Origin of the sequence: Curtobacterium herbarum (assembly GCF_016907335.1) — a bacterium.
Lineage (GTDB): Bacteria > Actinomycetota > Actinomycetes > Actinomycetales > Microbacteriaceae > Curtobacterium > Curtobacterium herbarum.
Window position 1 is genome coordinate 2,336,714 of record NZ_JAFBBT010000001.1, and the last position, 11,377, is coordinate 2,348,090.

At 71.8% G+C, this 11,377-nt stretch carries 12 protein-coding genes; 2 read left to right on the forward strand and 10 right to left on the reverse strand.

Features of this window, described 5'->3' with window-relative positions; all coding sequences use genetic code 11:
• Positions 1–44: 44 nt before the first annotated feature.
• From JOD51_RS11130 to JOD51_RS11155, 6 genes are all read right to left on the reverse strand, one after another.
• On the reverse strand, positions 45–866 hold the full coding sequence (locus JOD51_RS11130) for an SseB family protein (RefSeq protein ID WP_204608376.1): 822 nt from the start codon (positions 864–866) through the stop codon (positions 45–47).
• A 4-nt stretch (positions 867–870) separates the two neighbouring features.
• Positions 871–1,617 carry a bifunctional 1-(5-phosphoribosyl)-5-((5-phosphoribosylamino)methylideneamino)imidazole-4-carboxamide isomerase/phosphoribosylanthranilate isomerase PriA gene (gene priA / locus JOD51_RS11135; RefSeq protein ID WP_204608378.1) on the reverse strand — a complete coding sequence of 249 codons (747 nt, stop codon included), beginning with the start codon at positions 1,615–1,617 and terminating at the stop codon, positions 871–873.
• A gap of 20 nt (positions 1,618–1,637) precedes the next feature.
• Positions 1,638–2,276, reverse strand: coding sequence for an imidazole glycerol phosphate synthase subunit HisH (gene hisH / locus JOD51_RS11140; RefSeq protein ID WP_204608380.1), 639 nt, complete (start codon positions 2,274–2,276; stop codon positions 1,638–1,640).
• Positions 2,273–2,875, reverse strand: coding sequence for an imidazoleglycerol-phosphate dehydratase HisB (hisB, locus tag JOD51_RS11145; RefSeq protein ID WP_204608382.1), 603 nt, complete (start codon positions 2,873–2,875; stop codon positions 2,273–2,275). Before hisB ends, hisH begins: the two co-directional genes overlap by 4 nt.
• On the reverse strand, positions 2,872–3,978 hold the full coding sequence (locus JOD51_RS11150) for a histidinol-phosphate transaminase (RefSeq protein WP_204608384.1): 1,107 nt from the start codon (positions 3,976–3,978) through the stop codon (positions 2,872–2,874). The genes hisB and JOD51_RS11150 overlap by 4 nt, the downstream gene beginning before the upstream one ends.
• A 128-nt stretch (positions 3,979–4,106) precedes the next feature.
• On the reverse strand, positions 4,107–4,469 hold the full coding sequence (locus JOD51_RS11155) for a LysM peptidoglycan-binding domain-containing protein (RefSeq protein WP_204608386.1): 363 nt from the start codon (positions 4,467–4,469) through the stop codon (positions 4,107–4,109).
• A gap of 256 nt (positions 4,470–4,725) precedes the next feature.
• Between JOD51_RS11155 and lexA the strand changes: the two genes are divergently transcribed.
• On the forward strand, positions 4,726–5,370 hold the full coding sequence (lexA, locus tag JOD51_RS11160; protein ID WP_204608388.1) for a transcriptional repressor LexA: 645 nt from the start codon (positions 4,726–4,728) through the stop codon (positions 5,368–5,370).
• 154 nt (positions 5,371–5,524) lie between these two features.
• Here the strand turns inward: lexA and hflX are convergent, their stop codons facing one another.
• Positions 5,525–7,069, reverse strand: coding sequence for a GTPase HflX (hflX, locus tag JOD51_RS11165; RefSeq protein ID WP_204608390.1), 1,545 nt, complete (start codon positions 7,067–7,069; stop codon positions 5,525–5,527).
• Positions 7,070–7,130: 61 nt separating this feature from the next.
• Between hflX and JOD51_RS11170 the strand changes: the two genes are divergently transcribed.
• Positions 7,131–7,742: a class I SAM-dependent methyltransferase gene (locus JOD51_RS11170; RefSeq protein WP_204608392.1), complete on the forward strand. Its 612-nt coding sequence runs from the start codon at positions 7,131–7,133 to the stop codon at positions 7,740–7,742.
• Positions 7,743–7,941: 199 nt separating this feature from the next.
• Here JOD51_RS11170 and dapF read toward each other — a convergent pair whose 3' ends face one another.
• From dapF to miaB, 3 genes are all read right to left on the reverse strand, one after another.
• Positions 7,942–8,832 carry a diaminopimelate epimerase gene (dapF, locus tag JOD51_RS11175; protein WP_204608394.1) on the reverse strand — a complete coding sequence of 297 codons (891 nt, stop codon included), beginning with the start codon at positions 8,830–8,832 and terminating at the stop codon, positions 7,942–7,944.
• The gene (miaA, locus tag JOD51_RS11180) at positions 8,829–9,764 is read right to left on the reverse strand and encodes a tRNA (adenosine(37)-N6)-dimethylallyltransferase MiaA (RefSeq protein ID WP_204611137.1); all 936 of its coding nucleotides are present in this window, start codon (positions 9,762–9,764) and stop codon (positions 8,829–8,831) included. Before miaA ends, dapF begins: the two co-directional genes overlap by 4 nt.
• Before the next feature lie 64 nt (positions 9,765–9,828).
• A complete protein-coding gene (miaB, locus tag JOD51_RS11185) occupies positions 9,829–11,343 on the reverse strand; it encodes a tRNA (N6-isopentenyl adenosine(37)-C2)-methylthiotransferase MiaB (protein ID WP_204608397.1) in 1,515 nt (504 codons plus the stop codon).
• Between the last annotated feature and the right edge of the window lie 34 nt (positions 11,344–11,377).

Consider the following 11,377-nt stretch of genomic DNA (forward strand, 5'->3'; position numbering starts at 1 on the left):
ACCCGGTCTCGGTGCCGCGGCTCCGCCGGCTCCGGTCGGGCTCGTCAGGCGGCGCGGAGCGCGACGCGCATGCTGTCGACCCGTTCCGCGATGACCGGGTCGCTCGCCCACCGCTGCTGCAGACGTCCGACCAGGTCGGCGATCTGCTCGCGGTCGAGGCCTGCGATGAGTCGGAGGCCGACGGTGAGCTCGGGTCCGGCGAAGCGCGACAGCGGGTCCCCGGGCGACAGCTCGATGCGGACCACGGCGGGCTCGGTCTCGATCGTGCCGGCGAAGGCGCGCGCGACCTCCGGGTCCTCGGAACACGGTGTCCACGGCAGGTCCTGGCCGAGCGCCCACACCGCGGGACGGCGGAGCACGAACTCGGTCGCTGCCGTCGGGTCGAGGACGACGAGCTGCGTGTCCTCGCTCGCGGCGGCCATCGCGACCCGGCGGGACTCCACCGGGATCGGTCGGGCGTCGGCGTCCCAGGAGCGCATCGCCGCCACCGACGTGAACGCGGGCATCACCGCACGGCCGTCGGGCCCGGCGACCGTGACGATCGAGAGTTCCTGGGTCTTGTCGACGACGCGGCCGTCCGGGGTCTCGCCGACGTCCCCGGCCTCGGCGACGAGCGGGATGAGCAGGCGGGCGTCCCGGAGGGCTGCGACGACGGCGGCGTGCGAGCCACCCTCCGCGACCGCAGTGATCGCGGCGACGAGGGCGGGGTCGGCCAGCCCGTCGTCCTCGGTGAACGTGGTGTCGTGCGCGTCGAAGGTCCGGCCGGCCCACGGGTTGCCGGCCGAGTCAGCCGCGTGGTCGTGGGCAGGCGCTGCCTGCTCGTCGGGGTCCGGGCCGGCACCCCGGCCGTTCGAGATGCCCACCACGTGGCTACTCCGACGCGATGTCGAGCGCGGCCGGCAGCGTGAACGCCCCCGAGTACAGCGCCTTGCCGATGATCGCACCCTCGAGCCCGTGCGGCACGAGTTCGCGGAGCGCACGGAGGTCGTCGAGCGTCGAGATTCCGCCCGAGGCCACGACGGGCTGGTCGGTGCGGTCGCAGACCTGGCGGAGCAGCTCGACGTTCGGCCCCTGCAGGGTGCCGTCCTTCGTCACGTCGGTGACCACGTACCGGGCGCACCCGGCGTCCTCGAGCCGGTCCAGGACCTCCCAGAGGTCGCCCGCGTCCTCGGTCCAGCCCCGGCTGGCGAGGGTGGTGCCACGGACGTCCAGGCCGACGGCGATCTGCTCGCCGTACTGCCCGATCACGCGCGCGGCCCACGCGGGGTTCTCGAGCGCGGCGGTGCCGAGGTTCACCCGGGCCGCACCGGTCGCCAGGGCGGCCTCGAGCGAGGCGTCGTCGCGGATGCCGCCGGACAGTTCGACGGACACGCCCTCGACCTCCCGGATGGCGTGCGCGATCACCCGACGGTTGTCACCGCGGCCGAACGCGGCGTCGAGGTCCACGAGGTGGATCCACTCGGCACCGTGGTCACGCCAGGTGCGGGCCGCGGCGACCGGGTCGCCGTACCCCGTCTCGCTGCCGGCTTCGCCCTGGGTGAGGCGCACCGCCTGGCCGTCGACGACGTCGACCGCGGGCAGGAGGACGAGGGGCTGGGTGGTGGAGAGCTCGGTCATGGTCCCGTCGGGATCGGGGGTCACAGCGACGAGACCCAGTTGCGGAGCAGGCGGATGCCGGGCTCGCCGGACTTCTCCGGGTGGAACTGCGTGGCGGTCAGCGGGCCGTTCTCGACGGCGGCGATGAACCGCTCCCCGTGCTCGGCCCACGTCAGCTTCGGCGCGCGGAACGGGCCGTAGGCGTCGAGCGGGAAGTCGGTGACGCCGTAGGAGTGCACGAAGTAGAAGCGCTCGTCGCGGAGACCGTCGAAGAGCACCGAGTCCTCGGGGGCGTCGATCGTGTTCCACCCCATGTGCGGCAGGACGTCGGCCTTGATCGGCTCGACGACACCCGGCCACTGTCCGAGGCCCTCGACGTCGGCGCCTCGCTCGACCCCGCGGGCGAAGAGGACCTGCATGCCGACGCAGATGCCGAGCACCGGGCGGCCACCGGCCAGCCGGTGGTCGACGATCTCGCCGCCGCGCACGCCCTCGAGCTGGTCGACGACGGCAGCGAAGGCACCGACACCGGGGACGAGGAGCCCGTCCGCGGCCAGGGCCGTCTGCTTGTCGCTCGACAGGGTCACGTCGGCGCCGGCACGTTCCAGTGCCTTCGCCGCCGAGTGGACGTTGCCGGAGCCGTAGTCGAGGACGACGACGTTCGGGCGGGTGGGACTCACAACGTGCCCTTCGTGGACGGGATGCCGTCGATGCGCGGGTCGAGCTCGACGGCGCGGCGCATCGCGCGGGCGAAGGCCTTGAACTCGGCCTCCGCGATGTGGTGGGGATCGCGACCGTCCAGGACGCGGAGGTGCACCGTGATGCCCGCGTTCATCGTGATCGCCTCGAACACGTGCCGGACCATCGAGCCGGTGAAGTGTCCGCCGATCCGGTGGAACTCGAAGCCGGCTGGCTCCCCCGAGTGCACGAGGTAGGGCCGACCGGAGACGTCGACGACCGCCTGGGCCAGCGCTTCGTCGAGCGGCACGAGCGCGTCGCCGTAGCGGCCGATCCCGGCACGGTCACCGAGGGCCTGGCGGAGCGCCTGGCCGAGCACGATGCCGGTGTCCTCCACGGTGTGGTGCACGTCGATGTCCGTGTCGCCCGAGCTCTGCACGCGCAGGTCGATCAGCGAGTGCTTGCTGAACGCGGTGAGCATGTGGTCGAAGAACGGCACGCTCGTCGAGATCTCGGACGTGCCGGTGCCGTCGAGGTCGAGCGACAGGGAGACGCTCGACTCACTCGTCGAGCGGGTGATCTCGGCGGTACGCGCGGTCATGCTCCAACCCTAACGGGAGGCTGCTCGGCGGCGACCGCGCGCATGGCGTCGAGGAACGCGGTGGTCTCCTCGGTCGTGCCGGCGCTGACGCGCAGGTGGTTCGGGATGCCGAGGTCCCGCACGATGACGTCACGCTCGAGCAACGACTCGAACGCCGCGCGCGGGTCGGCGACCCCGCCGAACAGGACGAAGTTCGACCAGGTCTCGTGCGGCTGGTACCCCATCGCCCGGAGCTCGGTCACCATCCGGTCTCGCTGCCCGCGGATGTCGTCCACCATGCGGAGCATCTCCGGGGCGTGACGCAGGGCCGCGACGGCCGCCGCCTGGGTCAGCGCGGACAGGTGGTACGGCAAGCGGACCAGGCGCAGGGCATCGATCACGGCTGGGTCCGCAGCCAGGTAGCCGACGCGGGCACCGGCGAAGGCGAAGGCCTTGCTCATCGTGCGGGAGACCACCAGGCGCGGGCGACCCGGCAGGAGGGTCAGTGCCGTGGGCTGGCCGGCGGGCATGAACTCGGCGTAGGCCTCGTCCACCATCACGATGCCGTCGGTGGCGTCGTACACGGCCTCGATCGTGGCGAGGTCGAGCGGCGTGCCGGTCGGGTTGTTCGGGCCGCAGAGGAACACCAGGTCGGGCCGGTGCTGCTGGACGGCGGCGACGGCGGTCTCGGGTGAGATGCGGAACTCGGCGTCCCGCTCGGCCGCGATCCAGCGACTGCCGGTGCCCGACGCGATGATCGAGTGCATCGAGTAGGTGGGCGGGAAGCCGAGCACGCTGCGCCCCGGGCCGCCGAACGCCTGCAGCAGCTGCTGGATGACCTCGTTCGAGCCGTTCGCTGCCCAGATCGACTCGGCGCCCAGGCCGTGGCCGAGGTACCCGGCGAGAGACTCGCGCAGCTCGGTGAACTCGCGGTCCGGGTAGCGGTTGACGGTCGTCAGTGCCTGGCGGATCGCGGCGACGATGTCCTCGGCCACGTCCTCCGGCACCGGATGCGTGTTCTCGTTGACGTTGAGCTGCACGCGGACGTGCTTCTGCGGGGCGCCGTAGGGGCTCTGCCCGCGCAGGTCGTCGCGGATGGGGAGGTCTTCGAGCGTGATTGCCACTGATCCATCGTAGGCCGCGCTCCCCGCACGGGGTCCGGCCGTCCGGACGGTCACGCCACGGGCGAACGCCCGCTCCGCCGACAGCTCGGCAACCCGGCGGCCCCGCTGCTCAGTCCTCGTGCAGCTGCTCAGTGCTCGTACTGCGTGGGGATCGAGATCTCTTGCCCGGCCTGCACCGCCGAGCCGTTCAACGCGTTGAGGCTCACGACGTCCTGGACGAAGTCACGGGGGTCGGAGTTCGGCGCGGTGTCCTCGGCGACCTGCCACAGGGTCTCGCCCGGCTGGATCGTCACGGTGTCGAAGTGCACGTTCGCCGCACGGTCGCCGGCCGAGGCCTGGCCGCCGTTCAGCATCGCGATGCCCACGCACAGCAGGACGGGCACGGCCGCGAGGGTGGTGAAGACCACTCGCCCACGACGGGTGAGACGGAGGCGCGTGCGCCCGACGGGTGCTGCGGTGTGCTGCATGTCCGCGATGGCGTTGGTGCTCATGTCGTTGCCTTCCTGCTTGCGTTGGTGTCGGCTCGACCGTGGTGGTCGCCCGAAGCCGTGTACCGAACATACGTTCGACCCGGAGGTTGCACAACCCCCGGGAGGGGATTTCTGGGGGATTTTCTTGCGACACGCTCGAACAGGTGTTTGTCCGCCGCCGAGCGGTCGGATACTGTTTCGATCGACTGGAGCAAGTCTCGCGGGGACCACTGACATTCCTGCGCGGCACTGTTCCACTCCGGACGAAGGGCGAGACGTGGTGGACGAACTGCGCGGACAGAAACCGTTGACGGCGAAGCAGCAGTCGATCCTCGACGCGATCCGAGCCTCGATCGCCAGCCGGGGCTACCCGCCGAGCATGCGCGAGATCGGCGACGCGGCCGGGCTCTCCTCACTGTCGAGCGTGTCGCACCAGCTCGGGCAGCTCGAGCTCGGCGGATGGATCCGCCGTGACCCGAACCGCCCCCGTGCGCTCGAGGTCCTGGTCGACGAGCCCACGCCCGACTCCGACGGCCCCGATGTCGACGCCACGACCCTCGTCCCCCTGGTCGGCCGCATCGCCGCCGGTGTCCCGATCACCGCCGAGCAGCACATCGACGAGATCATCCCGCTCCCCCGGCAGCTCGTCGGGACGGGCGACCTCTTCATGCTCAAGGTCGTCGGCGAGTCGATGATCGACGCCGCGATCTGCGACGGCGACTGGGTCGTCGTCCGGTCGCAGCAGACGGCGGAGAACGGTGACGTCGTCGCCGCCATGCTCGACGAGGAAGCGACCGTCAAGGTCTTCCGCCAGCGGGACGGCCACACCTGGCTGCTCCCCCGCAACACCGCGTTCGAACCGATCCTCGGCGACGCGGCGACGGTCCTCGGCAAGGTAGTGGCGGTCCTCCGCTCCCTCTGACCCCCGCAACACGCAACGAGGGCGGCTCCTCGCAACGGAATGGCGTTGCGGCGAGCCGCCCTCGTTGCGTTTCGCGAACCGGCCCGGGGGCGAACGGACGGGAGGCGCGGTGCCAGCTGGCACCGCGCCTCCCGTCCGTCAGGCCGTCCGTCCGTCAGGCGGACGGGACCGGCGCGACCACGTACGGGTCGAGCTCCGCGACCTCCCGCTGGAAGACGCGCACCCGTAGGCGCGTGCCCGCTTCCACGTAGTCGAGCGACTCGACCGCGCCGGCGTCGTGCAGCTGCGACACGAGGTCGCCGCGGGAGAACGGCACCACGACGGTGAGCTCGACGTCCGGCTCGGGCAGACGCTCCTCGATCGCCGCGAGCAGGTCCGTGATGCCCTCACCCGTGCGGGCGGAGACGAACACGGCGTCCGGCGCGAGCCCGAGCAGGAGCATCCGCTGGGTGTCGTCGACCAGGTCGGCCTTGTTGAAGACGACGACCTCCGGGACGTCCCGCGCGCCGACGTCTCCGATGACCTCGCGGACCGTGGCGAGCTGCGCTGCCGGGTCGGGGTGCGAACCGTCGACCATGTGCACGATGACGTCGGCGTCGCCGACCTCCTCGAGGGTGGAGCGGAACGCCTCGACCAGCTGGTGCGGCAGGTTGCGGACGAACCCGACGGTGTCGGTGAAGGTGAACTCGCGACCCTTCGCGGTGGTCGTCCGGCGGACCGTCGAGTCCAGCGTCGCGAACAGCTGGTTCTGCACGAGCACGCCCGCGCTCGTCAGGCGGTTGAGCAACGAGGACTTGCCGGCGTTCGTGTACCCGGCGATCGCGACGCTCGGCACCTCGTTGCGGTTGCGCTCGGCACGCTTGGCTTCACGCGCCGGGGTGAACCCGGCGATCTGCCGTCGGAGCTTCGCCATCCGGGTGTGGATCTTGCGGCGGTCGAGCTCCATCTTCGTCTCACCGGGGCCACGGGAGCCCATGCCCGCACCGCCGGAGACCTGACCACCGGCCTGTCGGGACATCGACTCGCCCCAACCACGCAGACGCGGCAGCAGGTACTGGAGCTGTGCGAGCTCCACCTGTGCCTTGCCCTCGCGGGTGGAGGCGTGCTGGCTGAAGATGTCGAGGATCACGGCCGTGCGGTCGATCACCTTGACCTTCACGACGTCCTCGAGCGCACGGCGCTGCGAGGGTGCGAGCTCGGTGTCGGCGATGACCGTGTCCGCGCCGGTGGCCTTGACGACCATCGCGAGTTCCTGGGCCTTGCCCTTGCCGAGGTACGTCGCCGGGTCGGGGTTCGGACGGCGCTGCAACAGCCCGTCGAGCACCACGGCACCGGCGGTCTCGGCGAGGGCCGACAGCTCGCGCAGGGAGTTCTCGGCGTCCGTGGCGTCGCCCTGCGGGTAGACACCGATCAGGACGACGCGCTCGAGCCGGAGCTGCCGGTACTCGACCTCGGTGACGTCCTCGAGCTCGGTGGAGAGGCCGCCGACGCGGCGCAGCGCCGCACGGTCCTCACGGTCGTACTGTTCGCCGTCGCCGCTCCAGCCCTGCTCGTCGATCGAGCGGGTCTGGATCGCCTGGGCCGGCGCGAAGATGGAGGAGGCGGCGCGCTTGTCGGCGTTGCGCAGCACTCGTTCGACGACACCGTCTGCGCTGTCGTCGTGGATGGTCTGGTCGTCCTGCTGATGGGTATCCGTCATGCTGTCCACAGGGTACCTCCGGCGGCCCCGGGACACACGGGGTTCCCGGTACGGTTCTTCCATGGCGAACGACCACTACTTCTCGGCCACCCCGGAGAGCGCGGCACGACCGCGGCAGATCCGGGTGACCCTCGCCGGTCGGACGCTCGAGCTCACCACCGCAGCGGGCGTCTTCAGCCCGGACGGCATCGACCGCGGCACGGGCGTGCTGCTGCAGAACGTCCCCGCTCCTGCCGTCGCGGGGGACGTGCTCGACGTCGGCTGCGGCTGGGGTCCGCTGGCGATCACGATGGCGCTGCAGTCCCCCGACGCGCACGTTTGGGGCGTCGACGTCAACGAGCGTGTCCTCGAGCTGGCCCGGACGAACGCGGCGGCCGCCGGCGCGGACAACGTCACGGTCGGGCTGCCCGCCGAGATCCCGGCGGACCGGACCTTCGCCACGATCTGGTCGAACCCGCCGATCCGGGTCGGCAAGGACGAACTGCACGACATCCTGCGCACCTGGATCCCCCGGCTCGCGGTGGGTGGGGACGCCTGGCTGGTCGTGTCGAAGGACCTCGGCGGCGACTCGCTGCAGCGCTGGTTGCAGCAGATGCTGGCCGATGGCTTCACCGTCACCCGGGCGACGACCGGCAAGGGCTTCCGCGTCATCCACGTGCACCGCACGGCCTGACGGGCCGCACGTCACGGGCGTCACGGCGTGACGGCGTCACAGCCGGGAGGCGCGGATCACCGCAGCGACGTCCGCCCGGGTGACCCGCGCCTCCAGTCCGGCACGAGCGCCGCTGCAGGCGTCGGCACCAGCGGAGGTCGGGCGGGACGCAGCCCGGACCGCCAGGTCGGGCGGGACGCGGTGTAGCCGCACCGTCGGGTCAGACCGTCAGATCGCCCGAGAACACCAGATCGGCCGGGCCGGCGAGGGACACGTGCTCGCCGTCCTCCGTCGCGGTCATCCGCACGGTCAGGACACCACCCGGCACGCGGACTCGCCAGATGTTCGGCGCCGAGGCGCCCGCCCAGTACCGCGTGGCGAGGGCAGCGGCCACCGCACCGGTCCCGCAGGAGAGCGTCTCCCCGCTGCCGCGCTCGTGCACGCGCATCGTGATCTCGCCGACGCCGTCCGTGACGAGCGGGTCCCCGGGCAGGACGAACTCGACGTTCGCCCCCGCGGCCGGAGCGGGGTCGAGGACCGGGATGTAGGTGAGGTCGATGCCGGCGAGCTCGTCCTCGCTGGCGACCGCGACGACGACGTGCGGGTTGCCGACGTCGATGCCCAGCCCGGGTCGTGCGTTCGGCAGGGCCTTCGCGCGGACGAGGACGTCGTCCGATCCCCCACCCTCGATGCCGAGGCCCCAGCGTCCGAGGTCCGCGGCGAACCCGTTCGTGGAGCGCTGGATGTCGACGACGCCCTTCCGGCTGCCGACCGTCAGCGTGCGGCCCGGCTCGAGGTCGACGAGCCCCGCTTCGGTCAGGTACCGGGCGAAGACCCGGATGCCGTTGCCGCACATCTCCGCGACCGAGCCGTCGGCGTTGTGGTAGTCCATGAACCAGGTCGCGTCGGGGTCCTCGGCGAGGATCGCCCGCCCCTCGGGGATCGCCTCCGACCGCACCGCACGGATCACGCCGTCGGCGCCGACACCGAACCGACGGTCCGCGATGGCACGGATCCGGTCCGGGGTCAGATCGACCGCGGCGTCCGGGTCGGCGAACAGGACGAAGTCGTTGCCGGTCCCGTGGCCCTTGGTGAAGTGCAGATCGGTCACGGGACGATCCTACGGGCCAGCTCGGACAGCTCCGCGGTGCCGGCCCCGGTGACGTCCAGCGTCTCGACGTGTGTCGTGTCGCCGTCGGTGTAGCGCTTGAACCAGGACACCTGCCGGCGGGCGTACTTGCGCGTGGCGATGCTCGTCGCCTCGACGGCCTGCTCGACGCTCGCCTCGCCGCGGAGGACCTGCAGCGCCTGCGCGTAGCCGATCGCGGCGCGGGCCGTCGGCCCCTGCTCGAGCCCCTCGTCGCGGAGGGCGGCGACCTCGTCGACGAGCCCGTCGGCGAACATCCGCTCGGCCCGGACGCGCAGGGCGTCGACGAGCTGCTCCCGGTCACGGCGCAGGTGCAGGACCCGGGCGGGTCGCCAGGACCGCGGGGCGGACGGGAGGCTCGGGGTCACCCGGTCGGACCGGCTCGCGATCTCCACGGCACGGATCAGGCGGCGCGGGTTCCGCGCGTCGATGACGGCGGCGGCCTCGGGATCCAGGGACCGGAGACGCTCGAGGAGGACGTTCGGTCCCCGTTCGCGGTGCTCGCGTTCCAGTTCCTCGCGGAGGACCGGGTCGGTGCCCGGGAACGCGAGGTCGAACAGCACCGCCGAGACGTACAGGCCGCTGCCGCCGACGAGGACCGCGACCCCGCCGTCCGCCGTGATGTCCGCGATGACCGCTCGGGCATCGCGCTGGTACGCCGCCACGCTCGCCTCGTCGGTGACCCGCAGGACGTCGAGCAGGTGGTGCGGGATGCCGCGCCGTTCGGACTCCGGGACCTTCGCCGTGCCGATGTCCATGCCGCGGTAGAGCTGCATGGCGTCGGCGTTCACGATCTCGGCCCGTCGTCCCGCGGCCCGGTGCCGTTCGGCGATGTCGAGCGCGAGTTCGGACTTGCCGGTGCCGGTCGCCCCGACGACCGCGACGAGAGGGTCGATCGCGACGAGGGAGTCGACCGCGGCGAGGGAGTCGACCGGGCCGGCCGGGGCGTCGCCGCTCAGGTCAGCGGCCGACACGGAGCGTGGGGAGGCCGAGCGACACGGGGCGGGGCCCCTCGCCGGCGACGGTCGGGGTGGGGACGCCGCAGGACTCGGCCTGCGCGGTGTCCCAGGCGTCGCCGGCCCGGGTCCGACGGATGCGGAGCGGTGCGTCGGAGTCGGCGATGAGGAAGTGCGGCGCGGACCGGGTGATCTCCACGGACACGACGTCGCCCGGCCGTGGGACGTCGGAACCGGCCGGCACGGCGAAGTGCACCAGGCGGGCGTCCTCGGCGCGGCCGGACAGCCGGTGCGTGGAATCGTCCTTCTTGCCCTCACCCGTGGCGACCAGGACCTCGACCGTCCGGCCGACCTGCCGGGAGTTCTCTTCAGCGGTGATGCGTTCCTGCAGGGCGATGAGCCGCTCGTACCGTTCCTGCACGACCTGCTTCGGCAGCTGCTCGTCCATCGTCGCGGCCGGGGTGCCGGGGCGGATCGAGTACTGGAACGTGAACGCCGTCGCGAAGCGGGCCTGTTCGACGACGCGCAGGGTGTCCTGGAAGTCGGCCTCGGTCTCGCCGGGGAAGCCGACGATGATGTCCGTGGAGATCGCGGCGTTCGGGATGGCCGCGCGGACCCGGTCGAGGATGCCGAGGAACCGCTCGCTGCGGTAGCTGCGCCGCATCGCCTTGAGCACCCGGTCGGACCCGGACTGCAGTGGCATGTGCAGCTGCGGCATCACGTTCAGCGTCTCGGCCATCGCCGCGATGACGTCGTCGGTGAAGGCGGCCGGGTGCGGGCTGGTGAAGCGCACCCGTTCGAGGCCGGCGATCTGTCCGGTGGCGCGGAGGAGCTTGCCGAAGGCCTGGCGGTCCCCGAACTCGACCCCGTAGGAGTTCACGTTCTGGCCGAGCAGGGTGACCTCGATCGCCCCGTCGTCGACGAGCGCCTGGATCTCGGCGAGGACGTCGCCCGGACGGCGGTCCTTCTCCTTGCCGCGCAGGGAGGGGACGATGCAGAACGTGCAGGTGTTGTTGCAGCCGACGGAGATCGACACCCAGCCACTGGAGGTCGACTCCCGCTTGGTCGGCAGCGTCGACGGGAAGACCTCGAGCGACTCGAGGATCTCGAGCTGCGCTTCGCCGTTGTGCCGCGCACGTTCGAGCAGGGTCGGCAGCGACCCCATGTTGTGCGTGCCGAAGACGACGTCCACCCAGGGCGCCTTCTCGAGGATGACGTCCTTGTCCTTCTGCGCGAGACATCCGCCGACGGCGATCTGCATGCCGGGGTGGTCGCGCTTGGCTGCGGCCAGGCGTCCGAGGTTGCCGTAGAGACGCTTGTCGGCGTTCTCGCGGACCGCACAGGTGTTGATGACGACGACGTCGGCCTGCTCGTGCTCGGACCCGGGCCCCGACGAGGCAGCGGCGACGTACCCGGCGGCGCGGAGGGAGCCGCTCAGTCGCTCGGAGTCGTGCACGTTCATCTGGCACCCGTACGTGCGGACTTCGTAGGTACGCGGGCGCGCGGCGACGGTGTCCATGATCGACCAGTGTAGGTCCGGAGACGACGACGGC

Bases quoted from the DNA above. Each gene is read 5' to 3' on its own strand.
- priA (WP_204608378.1), bottom strand. From the start codon at position 1,617: ATGACCGAGCTCTCCACCACCCAGCCCCTCGTCCTCCTGCCCGCGGTC.
- hisB (WP_204608382.1), bottom strand. From the start codon at position 2,875: ATGACCGCGCGTACCGCCGAGATCACCCGCTCGACGAGTGAGTCGAGC.
- JOD51_RS11155 (WP_204608386.1), bottom strand. From the start codon at position 4,469: ATGAGCACCAACGCCATCGCGGACATGCAGCACACCGCAGCACCCGTC.
- hflX (WP_204608390.1), bottom strand. From the start codon at position 7,069: ATGACGGATACCCATCAGCAGGACGACCAGACCATCCACGACGACAGC.
- JOD51_RS11170 (WP_204608392.1), top strand. From the start codon at position 7,131: ATGGCGAACGACCACTACTTCTCGGCCACCCCGGAGAGCGCGGCACGA.
- miaB (WP_204608397.1), bottom strand. From the start codon at position 11,343: ATGGACACCGTCGCCGCGCGCCCGCGTACCTACGAAGTCCGCACGTAC.